This window comes from Paenibacillus sp. FW507-14B1B (assembly GCF_058781425.1).
Genome location: NZ_JBYSWS010000001.1, coordinates 1,000,587 through 1,024,649 on the forward strand (window position 1 = coordinate 1,000,587; position 24,063 = coordinate 1,024,649).

Annotated in this window: 29 protein-coding genes and 1 pseudogene; 2 read left to right on the forward strand and 28 right to left on the reverse strand. The window is 43.8% G+C overall.

Going from position 1 to position 24,063, the window contains the following annotated elements; translation table 11 throughout:
- Positions 1 to 34 precede the first annotated feature (34 nt).
- The 11 genes from panD to AC3WJJ_RS04740 all read right to left on the reverse strand — a co-directional run bounded on the left by panD (position 35) and on the right by AC3WJJ_RS04740 (position 8,854).
- Positions 35 to 418, reverse strand: coding sequence for an aspartate 1-decarboxylase (gene panD / locus AC3WJJ_RS04690; RefSeq protein WP_422660833.1), 384 nt, complete (start codon positions 416 to 418; stop codon positions 35 to 37).
- Positions 411 to 1,301, reverse strand: coding sequence for a pantoate--beta-alanine ligase (gene panC / locus AC3WJJ_RS04695; protein WP_492538444.1), 891 nt, complete (start codon positions 1,299 to 1,301; stop codon positions 411 to 413). Before panC ends, panD begins: the two co-directional genes overlap by 8 nt.
- Positions 1,298 to 2,176: a 3-methyl-2-oxobutanoate hydroxymethyltransferase gene (panB, locus tag AC3WJJ_RS04700; RefSeq protein WP_492538446.1), complete on the reverse strand. Its 879-nt coding sequence runs from the start codon at positions 2,174 to 2,176 to the stop codon at positions 1,298 to 1,300. Before panB ends, panC begins: the two co-directional genes overlap by 4 nt.
- 261 nt (positions 2,177 to 2,437) lie before the next feature.
- Positions 2,438 to 3,436, reverse strand: coding sequence for a biotin--[acetyl-CoA-carboxylase] ligase (locus AC3WJJ_RS04705; protein ID WP_492538448.1), 999 nt, complete (start codon positions 3,434 to 3,436; stop codon positions 2,438 to 2,440).
- Entirely contained in the window at positions 3,423 to 4,718 is a 1,296-nt protein-coding gene (locus tag AC3WJJ_RS04710) for a CCA tRNA nucleotidyltransferase (protein ID WP_492538450.1), read from the reverse strand. The genes AC3WJJ_RS04705 and AC3WJJ_RS04710 overlap by 14 nt, the downstream gene beginning before the upstream one ends.
- A gap of 45 nt (positions 4,719 to 4,763) precedes the next feature.
- Positions 4,764 to 5,930, reverse strand: coding sequence for an N-acetyl-alpha-D-glucosaminyl L-malate synthase BshA (gene bshA / locus AC3WJJ_RS04715; RefSeq protein ID WP_492538451.1), 1,167 nt, complete (start codon positions 5,928 to 5,930; stop codon positions 4,764 to 4,766).
- Between the two features lie 33 nt (positions 5,931 to 5,963).
- Entirely contained in the window at positions 5,964 to 6,674 is a 711-nt protein-coding gene (gene bshB1, locus AC3WJJ_RS04720) for a bacillithiol biosynthesis deacetylase BshB1 (protein ID WP_492538453.1), read from the reverse strand.
- On the reverse strand, positions 6,671 to 7,090 hold the full coding sequence (gene mgsA / locus AC3WJJ_RS04725) for a methylglyoxal synthase (RefSeq protein WP_422660826.1): 420 nt from the start codon (positions 7,088 to 7,090) through the stop codon (positions 6,671 to 6,673). The genes bshB1 and mgsA overlap by 4 nt, the downstream gene beginning before the upstream one ends.
- Positions 7,091 to 7,110: 20 nt before the next feature.
- A complete protein-coding gene (gene dapB, locus AC3WJJ_RS04730) occupies positions 7,111 to 7,914 on the reverse strand; it encodes a 4-hydroxy-tetrahydrodipicolinate reductase (RefSeq protein WP_492538455.1) in 804 nt (267 codons plus the stop codon).
- Positions 7,915 to 7,933: 19 nt separating this feature from the next.
- Entirely contained in the window at positions 7,934 to 8,473 is a 540-nt protein-coding gene (locus tag AC3WJJ_RS04735; RefSeq protein ID WP_492538457.1) for a tetratricopeptide repeat protein, read from the reverse strand.
- A 51-nt stretch (positions 8,474 to 8,524) separates the two neighbouring features.
- Positions 8,525 to 8,854, reverse strand: a complete 330-nt coding sequence (locus AC3WJJ_RS04740; RefSeq protein WP_422660823.1) for a nucleotide pyrophosphohydrolase — start codon at positions 8,852 to 8,854, stop codon at positions 8,525 to 8,527.
- Between the two features lie 198 nt (positions 8,855 to 9,052).
- On the opposite strand from AC3WJJ_RS04740, the gene AC3WJJ_RS04745 reads away from it, so the two are divergent.
- Positions 9,053 to 9,922 carry a YitT family protein gene (locus tag AC3WJJ_RS04745; RefSeq protein WP_422660822.1) on the forward strand — a complete coding sequence of 290 codons (870 nt, stop codon included), beginning with the start codon at positions 9,053 to 9,055 and terminating at the stop codon, positions 9,920 to 9,922.
- 24 nt (positions 9,923 to 9,946) lie between these two features.
- On the opposite strand, the gene AC3WJJ_RS04750 is transcribed toward AC3WJJ_RS04745, so the two are convergent.
- From AC3WJJ_RS04750 to AC3WJJ_RS04785, 8 genes are all read right to left on the reverse strand, one after another.
- Positions 9,947 to 10,804 carry a sporulation protein YpjB gene (locus tag AC3WJJ_RS04750; protein WP_492538460.1) on the reverse strand — a complete coding sequence of 286 codons (858 nt, stop codon included), beginning with the start codon at positions 10,802 to 10,804 and terminating at the stop codon, positions 9,947 to 9,949.
- 53 nt (positions 10,805 to 10,857) lie between these two features.
- On the reverse strand, positions 10,858 to 11,496 hold the full coding sequence (locus AC3WJJ_RS04755; RefSeq protein ID WP_492538462.1) for a DUF1405 domain-containing protein: 639 nt from the start codon (positions 11,494 to 11,496) through the stop codon (positions 10,858 to 10,860).
- Between the two features lie 100 nt (positions 11,497 to 11,596).
- The gene (locus tag AC3WJJ_RS04760) at positions 11,597 to 12,478 is read right to left on the reverse strand and encodes a c-type cytochrome (protein WP_492538464.1); all 882 of its coding nucleotides are present in this window, start codon (positions 12,476 to 12,478) and stop codon (positions 11,597 to 11,599) included.
- Between the two features lie 19 nt (positions 12,479 to 12,497).
- Positions 12,498 to 13,169 carry a menaquinol-cytochrome c reductase cytochrome b subunit gene (gene qcrB, locus AC3WJJ_RS04765; RefSeq protein WP_169505773.1) on the reverse strand — a complete coding sequence of 224 codons (672 nt, stop codon included), beginning with the start codon at positions 13,167 to 13,169 and terminating at the stop codon, positions 12,498 to 12,500.
- 15 nt (positions 13,170 to 13,184) lie between these two features.
- Positions 13,185 to 13,730, reverse strand: a complete 546-nt coding sequence (locus AC3WJJ_RS04770) for a QcrA and Rieske domain-containing protein (protein ID WP_422660818.1) — start codon at positions 13,728 to 13,730, stop codon at positions 13,185 to 13,187.
- Between the two features lie 174 nt (positions 13,731 to 13,904).
- A complete protein-coding gene (locus tag AC3WJJ_RS04775; protein ID WP_492538467.1) occupies positions 13,905 to 14,345 on the reverse strand; it encodes a DUF2487 family protein in 441 nt (146 codons plus the stop codon).
- A gap of 86 nt (positions 14,346 to 14,431) precedes the next feature.
- Positions 14,432 to 14,611: an IDEAL domain-containing protein gene (locus tag AC3WJJ_RS04780; RefSeq protein ID WP_208914531.1), complete on the reverse strand. Its 180-nt coding sequence runs from the start codon at positions 14,609 to 14,611 to the stop codon at positions 14,432 to 14,434.
- 23 nt (positions 14,612 to 14,634) lie between these two features.
- The gene (locus AC3WJJ_RS04785) at positions 14,635 to 15,141 is read right to left on the reverse strand and encodes a gamma carbonic anhydrase family protein (RefSeq protein ID WP_492538469.1); all 507 of its coding nucleotides are present in this window, start codon (positions 15,139 to 15,141) and stop codon (positions 14,635 to 14,637) included.
- A gap of 27 nt (positions 15,142 to 15,168) precedes the next feature.
- Here AC3WJJ_RS04785 and AC3WJJ_RS04790 point away from each other — a divergent pair.
- Positions 15,169 to 15,216 (forward strand): annotated as a pseudogene (locus AC3WJJ_RS04790) (hypothetical protein); the annotation flags it as partial.
- Here AC3WJJ_RS04790 and AC3WJJ_RS04795 read toward each other — a convergent pair.
- The 9 genes from AC3WJJ_RS04795 to trpB all read right to left on the reverse strand — a co-directional run bounded on the left by AC3WJJ_RS04795 (position 15,198) and on the right by trpB (position 24,050).
- Positions 15,198 to 16,328, reverse strand: a complete 1,131-nt coding sequence (locus AC3WJJ_RS04795) for a hypothetical protein (protein ID WP_492538471.1) — start codon at positions 16,326 to 16,328, stop codon at positions 15,198 to 15,200. The pseudogene AC3WJJ_RS04790 and the gene AC3WJJ_RS04795 sit on opposite strands and share 19 nt — an antisense overlap.
- A gap of 265 nt (positions 16,329 to 16,593) precedes the next feature.
- On the reverse strand, positions 16,594 to 17,445 hold the full coding sequence (locus tag AC3WJJ_RS04800; RefSeq protein WP_492538472.1) for an MBL fold metallo-hydrolase: 852 nt from the start codon (positions 17,443 to 17,445) through the stop codon (positions 16,594 to 16,596).
- 70 nt (positions 17,446 to 17,515) lie between these two features.
- Positions 17,516 to 18,103 (reverse strand): histidine phosphatase family protein, encoded by a 588-nt coding sequence (locus AC3WJJ_RS04805; RefSeq protein WP_492538473.1) that lies wholly within the window; start codon positions 18,101 to 18,103, stop codon positions 17,516 to 17,518.
- A 52-nt stretch (positions 18,104 to 18,155) separates the two neighbouring features.
- Entirely contained in the window at positions 18,156 to 18,761 is a 606-nt protein-coding gene (locus tag AC3WJJ_RS04810) for an anti-sigma factor family protein (RefSeq protein ID WP_492538475.1), read from the reverse strand.
- A complete protein-coding gene (locus tag AC3WJJ_RS04815; protein ID WP_492538477.1) occupies positions 18,758 to 19,351 on the reverse strand; it encodes an RNA polymerase sigma factor in 594 nt (197 codons plus the stop codon). The genes AC3WJJ_RS04810 and AC3WJJ_RS04815 overlap by 4 nt, the downstream gene beginning before the upstream one ends.
- Before the next feature lie 429 nt (positions 19,352 to 19,780).
- Complete coding sequence (locus AC3WJJ_RS04820) at positions 19,781 to 20,884, reverse strand: prephenate dehydrogenase (RefSeq protein WP_492538479.1); 1,104 nt, start codon at positions 20,882 to 20,884, stop codon at positions 19,781 to 19,783.
- Positions 20,885 to 20,924: 40 nt separating this feature from the next.
- Positions 20,925 to 22,022, reverse strand: coding sequence for a histidinol-phosphate transaminase (hisC, locus tag AC3WJJ_RS04825; RefSeq protein ID WP_492538481.1), 1,098 nt, complete (start codon positions 22,020 to 22,022; stop codon positions 20,925 to 20,927).
- A gap of 10 nt (positions 22,023 to 22,032) precedes the next feature.
- The gene (trpA, locus tag AC3WJJ_RS04830) at positions 22,033 to 22,857 is read right to left on the reverse strand and encodes a tryptophan synthase subunit alpha (RefSeq protein WP_492538483.1); all 825 of its coding nucleotides are present in this window, start codon (positions 22,855 to 22,857) and stop codon (positions 22,033 to 22,035) included.
- Positions 22,854 to 24,050, reverse strand: coding sequence for a tryptophan synthase subunit beta (gene trpB, locus AC3WJJ_RS04835; RefSeq protein WP_492539583.1), 1,197 nt, complete (start codon positions 24,048 to 24,050; stop codon positions 22,854 to 22,856). The genes trpA and trpB overlap by 4 nt, the downstream gene beginning before the upstream one ends.
- Between the last annotated feature and the right edge of the window lie 13 nt (positions 24,051 to 24,063).

Here is a 24,063-nt window from a genome sequence, read left to right on the forward strand (position 1 = left end):
TCGAAACAAGCGCTACATTTTGGAGTGCGGTTCTTTATCGAATCGTTGCATGAATCTCACGATGCTCGGTAATAATCGGTTTGTTAGCGCCATCTACAATAACTACAGTTGGTTGATGGTTCTCATATTCTTCTTTGGACATCATGGCATAAGAAATAATAATTACATTATCACCTGGCTGAACAAGTCTTGCTGCCGCTCCATTCAGACAGATGACACCACTGCCGCGTTCTCCTGTAATAACATAAGTTTCAAGACGAGCTCCATTGTTATTGTTTACAATCTGAACCTTTTCATTCTCAAGGAGATCCGCTGCATCCATTAGGTCCTCGTCAATCGTAATGCTACCAACATAATTCAAATTAGCTTCCGTAACAGTTGCACGGTGGATCTTGGATTTCATCATTGTTCTAAACATGAGAAATACCCTCTTTCGCTTGGAATAATGCATTATCAATTAGTCTCGTCTTACCAAAACGTACCGCCAGCGCCATAATTGTCGCACAACCTGTATCCGCAAGCCTTGTCTCATTCTCTACTGGGGTCAATTCTGGAAAAGAAAGGACCTCAGCATAGTCGATTACCGCAATGGACGATTCAGATATGATACGGCTTAGTAACTCACGCACTTCACCTGCTGTTTCAATGGTTCCATTCTCAAGCTGATCTAAAGCTGTCTTCAAGGACTTCGACAGAACAAGCGCCTGTTCTCTTTCCTCTGGCTTTAGATATACGTTACGTGAACTCAATGCCAGACCGTCTTGTTCCCTTACGATCGGGCAAGGTACAATTTCAATATCCATGTTCAGATCACAAACCATCTGCTCAATCACGGCTACCTGCTGGGCATCCTTCATTCCAAAAAAAGCGAAATTAGGCTTCACAATATTAAAAAGCTTATTCACGACGGTGGTTACCCCATCGAAGTGCCCAGGTCTTGAAGCTCCACACAGAAGAGACGTTAATTCCGATACGGCTATTTTCGTTTTTGTCGGCTGTGGATACATTTCTTGCACATCCGGTATAAAGACGATGTCTACCCCATTAGATTGTGCGACAGCTAGATCTCGCTCTTCATCTCGGGGATACGTTTCAAAATCTTCACCTGGACCAAACTGAATGGGGTTCACAAAAATACTGAGTACGACAGTCCCTGTCATCTCTCGTGCACGCTGCATCAAGCTCCCATGCCCCTCATGGAGATAACCCATGGTTGGAACGAGTCCAACCGGGCCTGGGATCGAGCTACGCCGGTGTTTGATTTCCGTGCGCAACTCTTCGATTGTGCGAATCACTTTCATTTTAAACTCACCTTTTCTTTTTCGTTTCCGTAAAGGGAAGTTGAAGGTTTATGCGTACTTTGGGCTTTGAACACATGCTCCTCTGCAGGAAATGACTTTCCCTTCACTTCTTTTACATATTGTGAAATGCCTTCACGAATAATCGTGCCGACATCTGCATACGTTTTGACGAATCTTTTGTCCCTATAAGCAGAAGTATATTTAAGAACATCATGATAGACAAGCACTTGCCCATCACAATATCGTCCGGCTCCAATACCAATTGTAGGAATAGAGAGTGCCTTACTGATCTCAGCTGCTGTCTCTTCCGTAACTAGCTCAAGCACTACCGCGAAAGCTCCTGCCGCTTCAAGTGCCTTGGCATCGTTCATTAGACGCTCTGCATCAGCTGCATCCTTCCCTTGAACTCGGTAACCTCCGATTTGGTTGACAGACTGCGGGGTGAGTCCAATATGACCCAGGACAGGGACGCCGGATTGCACAATGCGTTTAACGGTATCGGCAATTTCTGCACCACCTTCCATTTTAACAGCATGGGCGTGGCCTTCCTGCATTAATCGACGTACATTACGTAGTGATTCATCCAGACTGCCATGGTACGTCATAAAAGGTAAATCTGCTACGATAAACGTGTGTTCAGCACCCCGGGCAACTGCGCGGGTGTGATACACCATGTCATCCATTGTAACGGGGATGGTTGAATTATAACCAAGCACAACATTACCCAAAGAATCTCCCACCAAAATCATATCGACTCCTGCTTCTTCAGCTAGTTGAGCGGAGGGGTAGTCATACGCAGTTAACATACTGATGGGTACACCATCAGTTTTCATTTTTTTCATTTTCACAATGTTTAGCGGTTGTTTGCTTGCCATGTGACACAAGCCCCTTTCAGTTAATGTTTTAGACAACAAAAAAAACCTTTTAGCATTAATTCGCTAAAAAGTCCGAAAGGCAAAAAAGAGTCACTCGCGATCGTCCCTTCTGTCTCGGTCCTTTCGGCTCAGAGCAGAATCCAACGTAACCGACAAAGCAGTTATGAAGGTGTTCCTAATCATTCATTCTGTCCTCAGAGTGCAGTTCCCAATAAGCAGATACCGCCTCTGATCACAGTATATCAAAAAATCGTTATTTTTTCACCTTGTTTCATTCAGGGGCTGAAGCACAATATCTCCTGAGAATACAGGAACTAACTCTTCATCTTCATTTCTTACAAGTAAGGCTCCCGAAGGATGTAGCCCTGCAGCTGTTCCCGTAAGCACACCTCTTGATGAGTGTACACTGACTTCACGGTTCAACGTTACCGATGCCGCTTCCCATAGCGAAGCGATAGGTTCAAAACCTTGATCATTATAGAGTTCGTAGAGAGACTCCATTTCATTCAGTATTGAACCAATTAACTCATTCCTATCGGCATTGTGACCGCTTGTGATTCGGAGTGAAGTAGCTATCGACTTCAATTCCTCCGGATAATCTTCTTCCCTTAGGTTCGCACTTATGCCAATACCAGCAATGCAGTAACGCACCCTATCATCTTCGGTTGCCGACTCAAGTAGAATGCCGCACACTTTCTTACCCTCGATCAGAAGATCGTTAGGCCACTTGATCCCCGCTTCAACGCCGGTAGTCTTGAAAATGGCCCTACGAACAGCAACCCCAGCCAAGAGAGTCAATTGCTGCGTCAGATGCAGTGGCTGGGTTGGACGCAGTACGATACTCATCCAAATTCCTTTACCATATGGAGAGTAGAACTTCTTCCCCATTCGTCCACGTCCACCTGTCTGTTCCTCAGCGATCACAACTGTACCTTCTGGCGCCCCTGCTTCAGCTAGTCGCCTTGCATCCTCCTGGGTCGATGTTGTGGAATCGAGTAATTCCATTTGCTGACCAAATGAATGCCCTTCAACACACTTTGCCAGTAAAGCAGGATCAAGAGGTACTGCCTTTTCGGTTAAGCGATAACCAAGACGCGGCAGAGCTTCAAATTCATATCCACTATTTCGGAGTTTATTAATTTGCTTCCATACCGCTGTCCGGCTAATGGATAGACGTCTGCTAATCTCTTCACCTGAAAGAAATTCCCCAGGCTGTTCTAGAAAAATATCTAGAAGAGTTAACGTTTCATTGTTCTTCACGTTCAATCACCTGCTTTGCTTCTTCAATCAATATATCTCTATCATTCGGAAGAAATCCAGCGGCCGATTTCACCAGAAGATGCTGTAACACCTTCCCCATCCAGGGTCCTCCGCGTCGATTTAACGCCTGTAGGAGTTCGCTACCAGTCAACTTCAGATCTTTTAGGCTTCTAATATGCATAGCCTCAAGCCACTGTCGTGCCTGCTCAATTGAAACTCCATTGCACAAGCACTTCGAGATCGTCTGTATTCCCTCTTGCATGAGGATCCATGCTTCAGCAGTCTCAGAACCGTGTTTCAGCACTAGATTGATCCATAGCAGACGATCTGCAGCAAGATCAATCCCCCGAGCTTGTTCAAACCAAGCTTCTTGAAAAGAAAGCAATCCCATGATTACTTCTCTACGCCGGTTAGAGAATGTCCATTCTCTCAGCAGCTTGTCCGCTTCACTACTAGATATTCCACATCCATGAATGAGCAGCGCCCAGCGAATATCCAGTTGTACAGTGTCCACCACTGGGATAGCGCTAATAATTGTAGGGTTATCCGTTACATATGGAAAAGGGACTTTCATCTTTGTGTACAAACCACTCTTCTTGATCAACTCAAGACCTCTTAGAGGATCAGGGCCAGCAAGCATTTTATCCATTTCGGTACGAATACGCTCCATAGCAATCCATGATAACGTACCTCTAACTTCCAGCATCCCTTTCCACGTATCCTTTGCAATAGCAAAACCGAAGACTGAAGCAAAGCGGATACAACGCACCATCCTCAGCGCATCCTCACGAAATCGAACTCTGGCATCTCCCACACAACGAATGATTTGAAGATCAACATCACTTCGTCCTCCAAATGGATCCACCCATACACCGTCGATGCCGAGTGCCATCGCGTTCATGGTGAAGTCCCGTCGCCTTAAATCTTCCTCCACATCTCTTACAAAAGTAACTTGTGTAGGGTGACGATGATCTTCATATCCACTCTCTACTCGATACGTTGTAACCTCAAAGGGTTGTCCGTTCTCAATAACAGTAACCGTACCATGTTTAATTCCGGTAGGAATGACCTTCGGAAATAGTGTACTTGTTACTTCAGGTAAAGCGGAGGTTGTTATATCCATATCGCTTACCTTGCGGCCCATATATTCATCTCTTACGCAGCCTCCAACCCAATACGCTTCATAACCATGATCAATCAGCGTACGGATCACTTTAGCACTTCCATTTGCCATATCGGAGTCTGCGTACTGCCACGCTATACTTTGGTGCTGTTCAGACATCAGTCTCCCGTTCCTTCTATCCGAAAAAACGGACGCGAGACGAGCTTATCCGCACACCGGATTCAGCTCGCTAGCCTCCCGCCCCAATACTCGGTAATAAATTTCTTCATACTTACTTCGAATAGCCTCATTGCAAAAGATCGTCTTTGCTCTTTGAAGGCAGGCTTCTTTAAGATCAGCACTAAGCTTATCGTCATTAAACACCTTAACCACGTATTCCGCCATTTGATCTGTATCCCCTATTGGAGCCAAGAATCCTGTTTCGCCATGGGTTATGAGCTCTGGAATGCCTCCTGCAAGAGAACCAACGGTTGGTACACCACAAGCCATTGCTTCTAATGCAACAAGCCCAAAGCTTTCCTTCTCCGAAGGAAGCAGCAAAACATCTGCCATCGAGATAACATGCGCAATCTCATCCTGTTTCCCGAGAAAATGCACTCTGTCACTAAGTCCGAGTTCTTGAATACGGCACTGGATCTTAGGCAAGTCTGGACCTTCTCCGACGAGTAAAAGCTTGGAAGGAACCTTCTCATTCACACGAGCGAAGATGTCAACTACATCTGCTACACGTTTCACAGGTCTGAAGTTTGATATATGCATCAAGATCCGCTCGCTCGGATCGGCAAAATCACGTCTGAGTGATGCAGAATCTCTCGGATAATAAACACGGTGATCTACAAAGTTATAGGTGAGATCAATATTCCGATGAATATCGAGCACCTCACGTGTTTCCCGGATCAAATCTTGTGATACGGCTGTCACTGCATCACTTTCATTAATAGCTAATCGGATCAAATCTTTCAGCGATTCATCTTGCGCAAGTACGGTAATGTCCGTACCGTGCAAGGTTGTTACTACCTTCAGTTGATCACCTACCATTTGTTTCGCCAAAAATGCACATACTGCATGAGGCACTGCATAATGGACATGAAGAACATCTAGCTGCTGCATTTTGGCCACCTGGGCCATTTTGGTAGCAAGCGAAAGATCATAAGGCGGGTACCTGAACACGTAATAATCATTCACTTCAACTTCATGGTAATAAATGTTTTTTTGAAAACTTCCTAAACGAAATGGGATACTGTGTGCAATAAAATGCACCTGGTGGCCTTGTTCTGCGAGCAACTTTCCGAGTTCCGTAGCTACAACGCCCGAGCCGCCCAACGAGGGATAGCAAGTAATACCTATTTTTAACGGCTGTTGTGTATTCATATCGAGGCCTCCTTTCGTATCGCCTATGTCTTATTAATATGTCTCTTTGGAGTTAAATAGATGAACCTTATAAGGTGACTTTGTCGCAAAACCTTCTGCGTAAGGAATAAGTTTGCGCTGTCCAAGAAGTGCATCCCTAGCACGAACACGTTCAATATATCCTTCTGTAAGTGGAGTAGAGACGGCATCCTCATGGTTTTTCTCAAATTGCGACCGATAACAAGATAATGCTTCTTCCTTCATCCCATAATGATCCGTGACATCGACGATGAGATCCGTCTTGCCAAGATCATTAATAAAATAAAAGAACAGCTCGTCCACCTTCACAGCAGGCTGATCTGGTAAATATCGACGAAGCTTTGCATTGAACACGGCTTCCTCGACCAACTTACTGCAAGCAATATGGTCCGGATGTCGATCTTCCCAGTAAGGAGCGAACACAATCGACGGCGAATACTTTCGAATCTCAGCCGTTATGCACTCAATATTCTCAGGTGATACGAACAATCCTCTATCTGGCAATCCCAAATTACTTCGCATGGTTAACCCTAGCACTTGAGCAGCTCGTTTCGCTTCTTCCTTCCTTAGCTCAACCGTTCCATTCGATGACATCTCCGCTGCTGTTAAATCGCAAATACCGACTGAAAGACCTGCTGTGGTATGCTTGACAATCGTTCCTGCCATCCCAATCTCCGCATCATCCGCATGTGCTCCGAAGATCAAGATATCCAGTTTCTGACTCATATATCAGTACCCGGTTTATATTTATCAACTAGCTCTCGCCATCCTAAATCTCCTCGATCAAGTGCTTTTACAAGAACTTCAGCTGTTGCAATGTTAGTTGCAAGTGGGATTCCCTGAACATCACAGAGTCTAAGAAGTGCATTGATGTCTGGTTCATGAGGCTGTGCCATCAATGGATCACGCAGGAAAATTATAAGGTCCATTTCATTTTTTGCTACTAGAGCCCCTATCTGCTGATCTCCGCCTAGCGGACCGGACATAAAGCGGTGAATATGTAAATCCGTTTGTTCCATAATCCGGGTTCCAGTTGTCCCTGTTGAGTAAAGGCTATGATCAATAAATACCTTTTCATAAGCGATGACGAAGTTAACCATTTCTTCTTTCTTCCGGTCATGTGCTATAAATGCAATATTCATTATGTCTTCCCTCTTTCTCTCTAGTCAATAAAGTGATCAAATCCGTATATCATTCCCGTGTATTCCATAACCTTCTCGACAGCCATCTTCACACCTGGCATATAACCAGCCCGTTCATAAGAATCATGCCGTATCTTAAGACTTTGGCCATAGCCTCCAAAAATAACCTCCTGCTGTGCAAAAACACCTGGGAGACGCACACTATGGATACGGAAACCATTATAATATCCGCCTCTCGCTCCTTCAATCATCTCTTCCTCTTTCGGATTCCCTTGACGAAGCTCTTCTCGGTTCGCAGCAATCATTTCTGCTGTCTTAATGGAAGTCCCGGAAGGCGCATCCAATTTCTGGTCACCATGTGTTTCAATAATTTCAACATGCGGTAAATACTTTGCTGCCTGCGCTGCAAATTTCATCATCAGAATAGCCCCAATAGAGAAGTTCGGAGCAATTAGACCTCCGATCCCCCGAGCCTTGCACTGCTCGTCCAGTTCTTCGATCTGCTCTGGTGTGAACCCGGTTGTCCCAATAACAGGACGAACACCGTGTTTAACTGCGAGTGCAGTGTTGACATAGGCAAACTGCGGGGTAGTAAAATCAACCATTACATCCGGTTTATGCTCAACAAGAGCCATCTCCAGATCATGAGTTACCATTACTCCACATTCCGGAAGTGCGACAAGTGTTCCTGCATCGGTTCCACGATCACCCCGTCCAACAGCAGCAACTAGCTCAAGATCTGGGTCCTGCAAAACCAATTTCACAACTTCTTTACCCATGCGGCCGCCAGCTCCAACGACCGCAACTCGGATTACCTTTGACATTTCAAACATTCCTCCACTCTTATTCTGTTGGTGAATCCAGAACATATGACTTCAGACGCTTTTTCAGTTCCTCCATTATATGTTGAAGTTCGCTCTCTTGCGGATATAAACCGATAACTTCCTTTAATGTAGTAATGGCAAGCGGATGCTCATTCAATTCACTATATACAAGCGCAAGCCACACGTAAGCTTCTGAATATAATGGATCTTTAGCAATGGCTGACTTCAGTAGACTTACAGCTTGATAAAGTTCGGCAGGCTCAGTGCCCGACTTACCATCTACCATCTTACGTGCCTTCTGTACAAGCTCAAGCGCCTCGACATGCTGGAGATGCAGATGATACTCAGGTTTATCCCCTTGAAGACGTACGGCCTCCTTAGCATGATGGATCGCTTTTGAGAGCTTACCATTGCGACCATATGTTATTGAACAACGATAGTGCACCTCAGCATCTCCAGGATTCGCAAGAATAGCTGCTTCAAACCAACGGAGTGCTTCTTCAAAATCATTTTGCAAGATGAAATGATACGCCTTTTGTATAAAAATGTCATCTTTCATTGGCTGTCCCTCCCCCGCTGCGGGTTTTGGTACAGCATATGTATTCACTGCCTAATCCGTGTTCAATTTCGTCCAGCGATCCGCGTCCCTTGTATTAAATTTATGCATCACTTTATCATGGGCTTCCGCTAGATCGATACCGAGTGAATTCGCGAAGCAGATCGCAATAAATAAAATATCACCGAGTTCCATCTCAATGGAGTTTTCGGCTTCGTCAGGTTTTTTAGGTTTTTCTCCAAATTGGTGATTGACCTCTCTGGCAAGCTCCCCTACCTCTTCTGACATTCGCGCCATCATGGATAAAGGACTGAAATAACCTTCTTTAAATTGCGATATATAACGATCAACTTCACGCTGCATTTCTGCCATTGATTTTTCCATTACGGGCACTCCTTCCTTCATGCTGTCCACCAATGATTACCAGTCGCAATAATCGGCAAGGTTTTACAACTATGTTATCGTAAAGCCCATTTGAAAACAAATATTTTTTATTCTGTAATGCAAAAGGTATATCCTTGCTAAAAGATACGGAAGTTATAGAATAGCGTAACATTCCTATGACAAATGTGAGGGCTACCTGTGAAAAAATCCAAAATAGTCAATCAACTTCAAATGATTATACCCATTATCGTTGGTACAGCGATCTATGCATTCGGCTTGCTATTCTTTATCATTCCCAATCAATTGATGGAGGGTGGTGTTACCGGTATCACCGTTCTCTTGAACTATGCGTTCAATATTCCTCCCTCCCTATCAACGCTCATGCTGAATATTCCTCTTTTTCTTGTTGGTTTAAAGATATTAGGTGGACGGCAATCCATTTATACAGGACTCGGAATTATTTCACTTACTTTCTTTCTATGGCTCATTGAGAAATGGATTGATCAAGGCTGGATCACACCGTTCCATACGGAACATGATTACATCCTGGCTTCACTTTATGCAGGAGTAACCTTAGGTGCTGGTCTTGGAATTGTATTTCGTTTCGGGGGGACTACCGGAGGGTCAGACATCATTGCCCGCATCTTGAATCGCAAATTAGGTTATAGCATGGGACAAGTGATATTAGCATTAGACATTATCATCATTGGAGCATCTCTGCTGTATATTCCGCTTGAAAAGATTCTATACACCCTTGTAGCTGTGTTCATCACCTCGAAGGTAATCGACTTTATTCAAGAAGGTGCCTATTCCGCCAAGGCTTGTACAATTATTAGTGACAATGCTCCTGACATCGCTGACCGCCTTACCCAGGAACTCGAACGGGGGGTAACGCTTATTCCTGCAATCGGAGCGTATTCTAAGCAATCCAAATATATCGCCTATTGCGTCGTTTCAAGACAGGAAATTCGTCGTTTGAATGAGATTACAAAATCCTTAGATCCACGAGCCTTCATCATCATTAATGATGTAAACGATGTGCATGGAGAAGGATTTAAAGAAGAATAGCCCGGACTCCCGGGCTTTTTAATCTCAAGATTTTTTAGGAAACCACGGATAATATCCATCTCTTAGTCCACGGTATTTTCGATAAGCGGCAAACGTTAGCGCTGAAAGAATAAATGCGGCAAAGAGCAACTGCCAGAACCACGGACCCTCAACTTCATTCAATTGGGCAAGTGCAGGTTCATCTTTTTTCTTGCCGAATAATAAGTTAACGATTACTTCTCCTTGTGGAACAATCTCTCTTACCGTAGCTGGGCTAGCTGTTGAAACAGCACCCCCCGCATGAGACAACCACGATTCTATCATCGATACTTCTTCTTGCTTACGCTGCATCACAAGAGCTGGACGAATTAACTCATAATGATCTTCCAATAGAGCATAAGCTTTCTTGATTCCATCACGGTCCTGCTTAGCAGCACTTTGCTCCATCATCTGGAGGTCTTCACGCATAAGCTTATAATATTGAAGCCAGATCCCATCTCTGGGATGGGTCAGACTGTCTACTGCAAGTCGGAGTTTGCCAGCAGACATCATCCACTGCTTCGGGTCCAGCGTGCTACTAGCAGTCGTCTCCTTCATTTCTACTATACTTTCAGCTAATACATGAATCCCTTCAACACTTGTCAAACCTTGAAAAGAAGATGCCTCGAAAATGCTTTGAATTTTCCTCAAAGATTCTAAAGTCGCTTGCAAATTCCCTTCTTCTACAAGCCTGTACATCGTCTCAACTTCAAGGTTTAGTGCCTTTGCTTGAATGGATGCGGCCGGTGAAGGGCGGTCTCCATTGGAAATAGGACTCCCCCAAACGATTCCGCCAAGACTTAATCCGATCAGTAAGAAAAAAGCGGACACACCCGCTGACCATTGAAATAATCTCCGTAACATGGGACATCCCTCCTAACCATAATGTATGGCAGAAGGGATGTCCCTAGAACATATTAACGATACTTAGACTTTGATAAGGAACGTCTGATAGCGATCCACGCCAACGCCCCACTGAACAGGGTTAGACCAAACGTAAAGGCTTCCACGGCTTCTAAATGGTCATAGAGAGGCCCTGGGAGATACGGAAATACACCAAAGGTATAATCCACTGTATCATTTAAAAGCGTCCACATCATGGCTACAGTCAATGCAGACCACCTTATATGAAACAGCTTTACAAAGATCAGCGCCTCAACGGCCATCGCAGTATGCGAAGCAACCAACATCCAATCCTGCCATATCAGCTCACTTCCCTGCGATGCCCCAGCAAAGATCATGGCTACTGCCCAAATGCCATACTTAATGGATGTAACTACAGCAAGCGCTTCTATTAATTGCTGAAATAATAACCCTGCCAGCTGTTTGGGAGGATACAACAACATAATTAGCGCCAAACTGAAAAACAAACTCGCTGTCGGACTATCCGGAACGAATATTAGTTGCCATAGAGAGTGGTTCATCGCGGTATTATAAAGCTGACCCCCATACCAGATATAACCATAAATCGTCCCCAACACATTGCTGATCAGTAATACCCACAGAATGAGACGCTTTGATAAAAATTCACGGCTCCATAAATATGTAACAGACAACCTCACATCCTCCTGCTCCACTGTGTCCAGTTATTAATGAGAATCTTTTTTGCTTCATTAAAAAACCTGATCGTAGGATACGATCAGGTTCATCATTATTTTACTCTGCAGTTTTCTGGCTGGCAAGCCATTCAGCCAATTGATCAAGTTCTTCTTCCGTCACGCCTGCAGCGATAGCAGTGTCATGCATCGGAGGCATGCCACCCTTACCATCCTTGATAATGCCAGCGATAGCGGCTTTATCAAGCGAGTCACCGACTCCGCGAAGACCAGGAGCATTCCCCTGTCCCTTCATGTCAGCAGCATGGCAAGAAATACAAGTTGCCTTTTTGAAGGTTTCCATGGCAGGATTATCTTTATCTACGATGGCAATCTCTTCAGATTCAGGCTGCTTAGCATTCGACGTTGGAAGACCTTGAGCACGCTTTTCTTCCGCTTCTTCTTCACGCTGAATATGTTCCGGTTTCTGCCCGGAAGCTTCCAACTCGTGCGTGTAGTGTGTCCAAGCGGAATTTGTCAGGTAAATGACGGCGATAATAGATAGAAACATCAGAGCTGAAGTAATCGGACGCTTGTAGAAACGACGTTCTTTTCCTGTATCCAAGAAAGGAACCAGCAACAAAGCTCCGAAGGCCACTCCACTAACACCCAAGGTTCCAAGTACTACATAATCACCAGAAGCATATGGCAGTTTCAAATATTCGTATAAGAATAAGAAGTACCAGTCAGGCATGGGGATTACAGATGCACTCGGATCGGCCGGATAGCCGAGAGGCGCAGGCTCTGAAATGGTCAATACTAGAAAGCCTACCAGCACAACGACCCCTACCATCCACTCCTTCAAAAGGAAGTTTGGTATAAATGCTTCTGACTTTCCGGGATACGCCGTATAGTCTGGTGGAGTGATAAAACCATTACCTTTACGTACGCGGGAATCGCCTACGAATACTACTTTTTCATCAGATTTGTGTCCGTGTGCCATGAATATGCCTCCCTTCTTCTTATAGTGGTCCGGAAATACCCTGTCTGCGGATCATGATAAAGTGCCCTACCAATAGGGCGAGCAGTACAGCCGGAAGGAAGAACACGTGAATGGCGAAGAAACGAGTTAACGTTTCGGCACCAACAATGGTACCGCCTTGCAGCAGTTCCTTAATGATTGGTCCGAGCCAAGGCACGGAGTTTGCAATCTCAAGTGTAACCTTTGTAGCAAAGTACGCTTTGTTATCCCAAGGAAGCAGGTAACCCGTCAGACCGAGACCCAACATCACAAAGAAAATCAGCATACCAACAACCCAGTTCATTTCACGAGGCGCTTTATATGAGCCTGTAAAGAATACACGCATCGTATGTAGAAACATCATTACGATTACCAAACTAGCTCCCCAGTGGTGCATACCACGGACGATTTGACCGAAAGCCACTTTCGTCTGCAAGAACTCAACACTAGCGTAAGCGTTTATAATATCGGGTACATAATACATCGTCAGGAACATCCCTGACAAAATCTGGATTACAGTAATAAAAAACGTCAAGCCGCCGAAACAATAAACAAACGCGGAGAAATGGTGCGCGGGGTTAACGTGCTCCGGAACCTCATGGTCCGCAACGTCTCTCCAGATCGGCGTGATATCGAGACGCTCGTCAATCCAGTTGTAGACATTCTTCAACATCCGAATCTACGCCTCCTATTTCGCTACGGTATTTGGTACGATCTCGCCGAGGTAAATCCAGCCGTTTTCTTCTTTAACGGTGTACATATCAAGCGGCTTAGGTGCAACGGCAAGGTTCTTGCCATCTGGTGTGTACCGCGCGCCGTGACATGGACAGTGGTACTCGTCTGGATAATTCTTGTTGTTGTTCCATCCGACCAAGCACCCCAAGTGCTTACAAATCGGTGAAAGCGCAAGAATTTTTCCGTCGTCGCCTTTACGAATCCAAGCTGTCAGTGAAGCTTTGCTGGCATACCAGCCATCTTGCTGTTTCAATTCAAAATGAAACTCTTGTGGATCATTTGTAATCTTGCTCAATTCAGCTACCTTAACGAACGCCCCTTCTTCACTATCCTGAAGAATAGGATCCACGGCAAACCGGAGCATTGGTAGTACTACTCCACCCGCCATATAAGCTGTGGCGCCGCCCAACGTATAAGTAAGAAACTGTCTACGGGACATTTCTTTTAGCCGGGGTGGTTTGTGCGACTCTTCATGCTCGTCATTGTGGTTGTGACTCATTCTGTGTTCAACCCCCTTTGTCAACCATTCTAAGTGTTTTCAATGATTAATATCACACGACGTACTAGGACATAATAATAATATATTAGGCACCACAGACCGTCAAGAATTGGAAGCTTAATTCTGGCTCTGCTTCCAGCTATATCTACATAAATTGTCGGTTTTCTGTCACAATTAAGACCCTTCCTCTTTTTGCCACAACTCACTAATTAACTTCGCAACAGCTCCTGATAATAGGTTATCTCCAGATGCTATGATTCTAGGCTGGGAAAGCACTAATGCGCTTTCAGGAACATCGCTTTGCGAAAGCTCTATATCAGCTGTCATAATGATCACATAGCGGAACCCTGAAAATTTGACATTATGACAAATGTCGTTTAGTAGCTTCGTAGCAGACTCTCCTCCGTACTGAATGGCAGGATATGTAACGACCCTCCCCTTAAAAGGAACCTCTACTAAATCCATAAAATCTCTTAATCTTTCTAATGCTGAAGTTACCTCCAATGGAGTCTCACGTCCGCTCAAACCGGTGTACGGTATGACACACGTATCAAAATATGGCTGCAGCTCTGGCCATGTTTGTTCATCCACTTCACTGAATTTCATGCTGTGCATCCTTTCTTTCTCCAATTGTTAATTTCTTCATTATACGTTTCCCTTTCATTTTAAGCAAAAAAAAGAAGAAATGCATAAGCATTTCTTCAATTTAAAGTCCTCAGTTCATCCGTCAGGTTTCGGAAAGCCAACTCGTCGCCCGAAGCCAACGCCTCGTCAATTCCTTTGTAAAGTTCCTCACTCCGATGCTTTCGCAAAGCCTCGTCCCATACCATCTCCGCAGCCAGACTTAACATTACTTCGTAAGTTACCTTCATTTTATCCATTAGGATGCACCTCCAACCGATATTTAGAATTGCCTGTATTCTTTCCCTTTTTGCACGTAACTTTCCATCGTTCGCTTCATTCGAGCCAGATCGTCATCAGTTAATTCACGAATCACCTTAGCAGGTGTTCCTAATGATAACGTATAAGGCGGAATTGTTTTATTCTCTGTTACAATGGAACCAGCACCAATTAAAGCGTATTCACCAATATCAGCACCATTTAACACGATGGCCCCCATCCCAATCAAACTGCCTTTTCCAATGCTGCAACCGTGAATTATGGCGGAATGTCCAACAGACACTTCATCTTCCAGGATTAATGGCTGCTCATCGTTGACATGCCCTACTACCCCGTCCTGTATGTTACAATTGTTGCCGATAATAATTGGAGCCAGATCGCCTCGAAGTACGGCGTTGAACCAAACGGTTGAATCCCTACCGATTCTTACATCTCCAATATTTTTCGCACCGTCGGCAACAAACACAGAAGGATGAATAGACGGCCATAACCCTTTGTACTCATAATTCATTTAGGATCACCCCTTTAATTAGTGGGAGTGATTGTAGCAATCAGAACCTCATTCTGTCAATGCAGAAAATCTTCGTTATCGCCAATATGTAGACACGCCTCAGCAGCTTTATGACCGAGAACTGTCATGCGGATTACAGTTCCTGACTGCTCACCTTCTCCAATTCGCAGCATTCCTAAATGCATTAACATTCGTAGAATACGCTGATCCAAAATGGCTTGAGGAGTATCGTAATAGAAGGGGCGAATGAGCCAACCTAAAGACTCATAAAGAGATGCCGTTGTAACCCAATCCTTCGCACACTTACTTATCCAGTACACTAAAGAGGACAAGTTAGGAACAGCACCTTTATAAAGTCTTAACCAAAAACGGAATACCTGCAACACACTCTCTTCTTTTCCCTGTTCAAGAAATTCCTTGCCACGCTCAGTAAGAATCAACCTGGTACCTGCTTCCCTGATCCATTGACGTGCAAAGGCATAATCATAGAGAAGTGCAAACCTGTCTGGATATTCTGTACAGGATCGACCGTAACCGAATCTCCAAGCACCCTTGGATATCAACGGCTCTTGAATATGGAGCGAACTCATCAATTGCTGCTGATATCGACGATACATAAATCCTTCAGCGTTAAGTTCAATTTCTTGACCGTCTACATATTTCAAGAACAGCAACATATCGGCAGATATAAGCCCCTGCTCATCCCGATAAGCATCAGGTTCTTCAGAAGACTGCAATCTTTCTTCAAGCCTTCCTCGGAGAACATCACGGAATCGCTGTTTTAAATCAGATGGCACCTGAAAGGTATACTTGGTGGAATGCGTAAATCCGTTGAACAGCCATCCACTCCGTCGATATCTTGCAACAGCTTCACGAGGACTCTCTACTTTCTGCGACTTGCCTTTTTCATCATCTACTTTTTCAGCGGATGCTTGACGAATGGTTGCAGTTAATTCCTCCAAGCTGTAGCCACTACGTGTATCGAATACAACGCTGTTCAGAAATCTAAGATCTGCCTCAGACAAATGTCCCACCAGTTCTTCGAAATAATCCCTCCTGCCAAGCTTAATCAGGATGCTTTGTATTAAATCGTGCTTGGAATTACGCTTGCATTCGCAATCGTAATAGCTGGCTATGTTGCTTAATTGTCCAATGTCGGCATAAGTGAGCATATCCGCTAGATTCATCTTCCATCGCCCTCATCGTTTTACTTCCATTATGGGGATGTTTAGCCCATTTGATACATGTTCTAACATGTTGTTGTCCACATTTTTAACGGAATTGCGTTATTATAAACATGATTTGTGTAACTTTTTATTCTTTTGTTAGGAAGCTCTGTTTAACACATTTTTATGCATTTAAATAAATCAGTAGAAGGACAAACTCAATAGCCGTTTCATTACTATCAAAAAAAGAGACCCATAAAAGGATCTCCCAATAAATGACATACAATTATTGTTCATAACCATGGATGAAAAATTGTATCGTTTCGATTTCAAGATCATTCAGTGGTCTATTTAAGACAGATATCATCGAATTCGTGATCTGCTCTTGAACTCCTTTTTCACGATGCGTTATTTCTGCCAAAGAGGTTAACATTTCAATAAACGACTTATACTCATCTTTTCCCAAAGGTTTCTCGCCGTGAGACAAGATAGCTAGCTCCACATCATACTCTTCAAGCTTTGAGATCATAGCCATCACTTTCTCTCTTGTGTAACACCACTTTTTGGCGTACATATTCGCATACAGACAATCACCTAGAAATAGAATTTTTTCCTCAGGAACATAGAGAACCACAGAATCAGATGAATGATCACCACCAACGTGTTCAATGATACAAGTCACACCACCTAAGTCCATTGTCATCTTATTGGAAAAGGTGATATTTGGGGATGGAATCACAATATCTCGTTCTGATCCAAGCTCTTTCTTCATTGCATCAGCACAGAAAGGAATCTCAATTCCCTCTTCCACACGCTCATCCAGCGCTGTATCATCCCATGTTAGTTGCTGTAATTCTTGGATTTGCTTAAACGTTTCTTCATAACAAAAGACAGGCATGGCCATTTCACTCAATCCAAAAACATGATCCCAGTGCCAGTGTGTTAGTACAAGCCAATCTCCTTTGATGCCATGGTCTGCAAGTTGAGACAACCAGAGCTTAGCATGACTCACTGAGTTCCCTGCATCCATTAAAAGAGTGTATTTATTTCCTGAAACAGCTGCCAGTACAGGCCGATCTGTTTCCTGATATGGGGGAAGATAAGCAACATGCTCTGATATTTGTACTAATTTTTGCATAATTTCGGTCTCCTCTATGCTGTTAGTTTGGTTTTCATTTGAAAAGAAAACACTGACCCGAATATTCGGATCAGTGCTGTTTCTCCAGTAAATGTCTCGTACAATTAAACAGATGCGGTATCCAATCCACATCTTTCTTCTCTAGTATGGTCAAGGATAGATTTCCGATTCTTTCTTTTTGACGATCTTTATACAACACCTGGAAAAGCTGAGCTAAAAAGCCCCCATGACTAACCACAAGCACATTACGATCTGGATACTTTGTCCACATTTCTTCTAGAAAAGCCATTCCTCTCTCCTGAAGCTCCAAATCTTTCTCCTGACCCAAATCCTGCAGATGCCACTCCGCACCATAACGAGTTTCTCGTTCAGTCGCCGTTAATCCTTCAATTTGGCCGTAAGCACGCTCACGCAAACGAAGATCAGGCTCAAGCATTGGAATATTTAGTATAGAGGCAATAATGGAGGCTGTTTCTTCAGCACGAGACAACCCGCTACTAATGACATAGTCCCATTTAAAAGGCTCTTGAAGAAGACGCTCACCGAGCATCCGTGCTTGAAGACGCCCTTCTTCATTTAACGGAATATCTGTCTGTCCTTGAATCTTGCCAAGTGCATTCCAATCCGTTAAGCCATGACGTATAAAACCAATCAGCATCCTTTGAAACCTCCTACTGTAAACATAAAAATGTGTATTAGGTAATCGTAAATTACCGTCTTGATATTCTGTTTAGCCTCATTAAAAAGAACAAAGCCAGCCCTACCCCCAGAATGGATAAAAGCATCCAATACTGAGGTTGGCTTGGGTCCATGTTCACAACCAATGGATCTATAATCCCACTGTTTATCCTAGGTATAATGTATTGCTGACTCTCGGTAACCGCCGAGCCATCCCCCACAACACCTGTAGGTAGTATACCTGTTGTCGGTATTTCAGGTTCCAGTTTATGCGTATTCCCCTTCAAAAAGAAATACAAAAAACTAACACCAAACAGAGCTGCAAAACCTGAGATTAATATGGTGAGTCGCTTACGGAATATTCGACCAACGGATTTTCCCTTCTCATTCTCTTCAACAAGTCTTGGAAAATCACGATAGATCCGGTCCATTACATTACGGTTGATCGCTTCTGCACGGGCCTCGGATACCTCATGCTCAAGCGCATGAACTAGTCTTAGACTATCTTCCCACATTTCATACTCCATTGCACACGAGCCACACGTCTGCACATGCTGTCTCAGCCTGATTCGCCTCAGATCATTGTCGGGGAGATCCCAGACATACTCCATCAGCTCTTGGGCTTCCTCGCAATTCATCTGCTGCTCATCCCTTCAATTTCCTTGTAAACAGGCTCAGAGAAATAGGGCTCAAGCTGAATCTTCACACTACTGCGTGCTCTAAACAAGAGAGATTTGACCGAACTTACAGTTTGTCCTAAAATATCGGCAATCTCTTGATAATCAAGCTGATCGTATTCACGCAAAATTAACGCAGAACGCTGCTTTTCAGGTAATTTATTAATAGCTTCACGGACCAAAGTAACTCGCTCACTTCGCAAAATTGCCTGCTCAGGAGCTATCTCAAGAGGTGCCACAGGAATAACACCGCTCTCTTCAAGGGGAAGTGTACCGCTACGCTGCTTACGAAGCTCACTTAGTACTGTATTTCTTGCAATCGTATACAGCCATGTGGAGAACGATGCATCTACTTCACGGAATGAATGAAGGCTTCGAAAGGCTTTATAGAATGTCTCCGAGCAAATATCCTCAGCTAATAATTCCAGATTGGCGCTTTTTAACATATGATATACAAAAGCTAGTATCTTACGTTGGTATCTTCTCATTATTTCCGAGTACACATCAATATTTCCTTGCTTAATCTCAAATATCAATTGGGAATCCGTCATATGATTTTTATTTCCTCCCTCGCCATCAGTGTGTCTTGTTCTCATCCAAACGTTAAAAGCTAGAACAAGAACTCACAATGCTGTCGTCAAACCATACTTTACACCTCGTGATGCCTAATCATATTATGTATTTTGGTGTTTTTGGCAATTTTCCCTATTCTTCTACAAACCATATCTATCATTGTAGCATATTTTGGAGAAAGAATCAGGTTTACTAGATTGCCACACCATTATTAACCATATTACCCAAACTGTAAGGGCATACAACAAAAAAAGAACCGCCTCCCTAAAGGAAGGCGGTCGCACAAACGTGCAATTATTGGATAGGAGTGGAGAGAAACCATACTGTACTTTTATTATATGTATACGTTTTCATTTTGTCAACAATAATAAATTAAATATTTCCGTAATATAAAAAATGAGGAAATTTTAATGGTAAACCATATATCCTCTAGATAATAACAGATCTTTTGCTCTCTCTTGCTCACGTTCATTACGGAAGGAAAGCCTCATTAGGCCCGGCACATCTTCACGACTCTCAATAATTTGAATATTACTTAAGTTAATGCTATTCTGCCCTAGCTCTGTTGTAATCCGACCGATGATCCCCGGATGATCGGGTACATCAAGGTAGAGATCATATTGTGATACGATGACACCTTTTCGTCTTTCTGGAAGGTCATTACGGAACTCCCCTGCTCGGCGGAACGCTTCTTCAATTGACGATCCATCTTCACTTCTAAGCATATTCATGAATTGTACGATCCCTTGATTCCAATCTTCAAGCAATGGTAGCATAACCTTCCGGTTGTTAAGCAGAATATCACGCCATACGACAGGATCACTAGAGGCAATGCGGGTAATATCCCGAAAACCGCCAGCAGCGAGTGTCTGATACAAGGAATTATCTTCATTGTAACCACAGATCTGATTAACCAGCGCTACGGCAATAATATGGGGTAGATGACTAATAGCTCCTACGATTTGGTCATGTAAATATGGCTCCACCGTAACCACATGAGCACGGGTATGAGATAACAAATCAGCTAGTGCTGAAACTTTATCTTCATCTACTCCTTCTGCAGGTGTTAACACGTAATAGGCATTTTCGAACAATAATGAAGAGGCAGCACCAACCCCAGATCTTTCAGATCCAGCCATCGGATGTCCACCAATAAAGCAGGCGTCTTTAAGTACTAATTTTGAAGCACATTCTGCGATACTAGCTTTAGTGCTTCCTACATCTGTAATAATACACCCTGGCTTTAACTGTAAAGTGCTAAGCAGGGTTATATAAGACTCTAAACTTCCGACAGGTACACATAGAAAAATAAAGTCAGCATTTCTTGCTGCCTCTTCCGGTGATAACGTCACATGATCCACGACGCCACGGGCAATGACTTGATCTGCATAATCTTGACGATGGGCATAACCTGTAACGGTTATGCCTGGTTTACCTTTGAAACATAGAGCGAGAGACCCACCAATGAGTCCCACGCCAAATATTGCGATATTTGTTGTCTTGTTTGTCATTTTATCTCTCTCACTCGTTTCAAGATTGCGTTAACAAAGGTTATACTGGTGACTTCACGTCACGCAGCACTTGCTCTAACACCCCAATAAACGCTTGATTTTGTTCAGGTGTACCTACACTAACACGAATGTAGCTTGGGTAGCGGGAGAAGCCCGGGCGGACAATGATCCCTTTACTTAAGAGTGATTGGAATACATCTTTGCCTGATGTACGCACATCAACCATCACAAAATTACCATGAGCTGGGAAATACTGAAGCCCCATACGATCGAACTCCTGCTGGAAATAACGAATTCCTTCTGCGTTGTTCTGGCGACAACTCTCTACGAAGTCTTGATCTCGAAGCGCGGCCTTGGCAGCAGCCTGAGCTGGACGTCCCGTATTGAAAGGCTCGCGCACCTGGTTAATGTATTTGATAGTTTCAGCTTGACCAATACCATAACCAATACGAAGGGATGCCAATCCATAAATTTTAGAAAATGTACGAAGAATAACTAGATTATTATAGCGCTCAAGAAGTTTCATGCTTTCAGGATATGAGGAATCCATTACATATTCATAATAAGCTTCATCCAGAACAACCATGACGCTAGAAGGAACAGCATCAATAAAACGAATGAATTCTTCTTCGGATACAATCGTACCTGTCGGGTTGTTAGGGTTACAGATCCACATGATTTTTGTTTTGTCTGTAATCGCAGCAAGCATTGCATCTAGATCATGCTTCCCATCCACCAACGGAACTTCAATACTTACAGCATCTTCAATATCTGCATTGCTCTTATATACGGAGAAGGTCTGGTCAGCCATAATCGTCTCGTCTCCGCTTTCAAGAAACGCTCTTGTAATCAGTGCAATAATCTCATCTGATCCACATCCAAAAATTATCTGATCCTTGTTAACACCTAAGCTAGAAGCAAGCTCTCCAGTCAGTTCAGATGCACTTCCATCTGGATAAACACTAAGATTGCTAAGCTCAGCAATAATTGCTTCTTTTGCTTGAGGAGAACATCCATATGGATTCTCGTTAGAAGCCAGCTTAATAACTTCACTCAAACCTAACTCACGCTTTACTTCTTCAACAGGTTTACCGGGTTGATATACCGGCAGATTCACAATATTAGCTTTAGGCTTCATGATTATCAACTCACCTTTCGTAAACTTCATTTCCTTTTAATTGTGACACAAATTGGCGGATTTGCAAAAGCCCTTCTTGCTTCGTATTTTCTTGCAATAACAATGGTATGACAGATTCAATCTGACGAACAATCGCGCTACCCACTACAACACCATCGCAGATTTCAGAGAATCTAGCTACTTGTTCACCATTGGATATACCAAAGCCGATTGCGACTGGGACTTTACTGTATTTTTTCACAGTTTCAATAAATTCATTGATGCCACTATAAAAATCTGACCGCTCACCTGTCACACCAAGTGAAGAGACACAATAGATAAAGCCATCAGCATCACTTACAATTCTAGAGATACGTTCATGCGAGGTTGGGGCTACGAGTGGTATAAGGTGTACGTTAGCCTCCTTCGCTCTTCTTCGGATTTCTTCAGACTCTTCAATAGGAAGATCAGGAATGATTAATCCGCTGATATCATGGGCAATCAGTTCCTCAAAGAAAACATCCAATCCCATCTGAAGCGCTGGATTAAAGTAAGTAAACAAGATGAAAGGCATCTGACTACCCGCTTTTCTAGCTTTTAATGCGACCTCCATGCAAGTCCGTATCGTTACGTGTCCTTTTAACGCTCTTTCAGATGCCCTTTGGATGACAGGTCCATCAGCAAGCGGATCGGAGTAAGGTACGCCCAGTTCAACAATATCTGCACCTGCTGCTTCGACCTCAGCAATGATGTCGAGTGTTAATTCAATACTAGGATCACCTACCGTCAAAAACGGCATCAATGCTGTCCTATTTTGCTTTTTCAAGCGTTCAAAGGTTACATCCATTCGATTCATATCGATTTCCCTCCCGTATACGCCATGATGGACTCCACATCTTTGTCGCCTCGGCCAGAAAGACAGATCACAACAATATCATCTTCGTTCCATTCATGAGCCACCTTTGCAACTTGGGCTACAGCATGTGCAGACTCTAGTGCAGGGATAATCCCCTCGGTTCTACTGAGAAGTTGAAGAGCTTCGATCGCTTCCTGATCGGTAATCGGTACATATTTCACACGTTCAATATCTTTCAAGTATGAATGCTCAGGCCCCACTCCCGGGTAGTCTAATCCGGCTGATATGGAGTGAGCTTCTTTCACCTGTCCATACTCATCCTGAAGCAGGTAACTCATAGAACCTTGGAATACGCCATGTGTTCCCTTGCTCATTGTTGCAGCATGATATTCTGTTTCTACACCTTTACCTGCAGCCTCCACTCCGACGAGTGCGACCTCGCTATCTTCCAGGAACGGATAGAACATTCCAATTGCATTACTACCTCCACCAATAGGTGCGAATATCGTATTCGGCAAACGTCCTTCTACTGCAAGAATTTGACGACGTGTCTCATCCCCAATAATCCGCTGGAAATTACGAACCATCATCGGATATGGATGTGGACCAACTGCTGAGCCCAGAATATAAAAAGTATCTTCCACGTTACTAACCCAGTAGCGGAGTGCCTCGTTACCTGCATCCTTCAGTGTTCGGCTTCCTGATGTGACAGGAACTACTTCCGCTCCAAGCATCTTCATCCGGAAGACATTCAACTGTTGACGTTTTGTGTCCTCTTCACCCATAAACACTTTGCACTCCAAGCCAAGTAATGCGGCTACAGTCGCAGTTGCAACACCATGCTGACCAGCACCCGTTTCAGCGATAACCTTCTTTTTGCCCATCCGCTTCGCAAGAACGCCCTGCGCAATAGCGTTATTGATTTTGTGCGCTCCCGTATGATTCAAATCTTCTCTCTTTAGATAAATCTTCGCCTTACCAAGATGGTTACTTAATCGTTCGGCATAATAAAGTGGTGTCTCCCTGCCGGAGTATTGTTTCAACAGATACGCAATCTCTTCTTGAAATGCAGAATCCTCTGCAAACCGTTTGTATTCTTCTTCCAATTCTATTAAAGCATTCATCAATGTCTCAGGAACGAATCGCCCTCCAAAAGAGCCAAACCGTCCGTTACGATCCGGAAGCACTGTCATAATCCGTTTCACC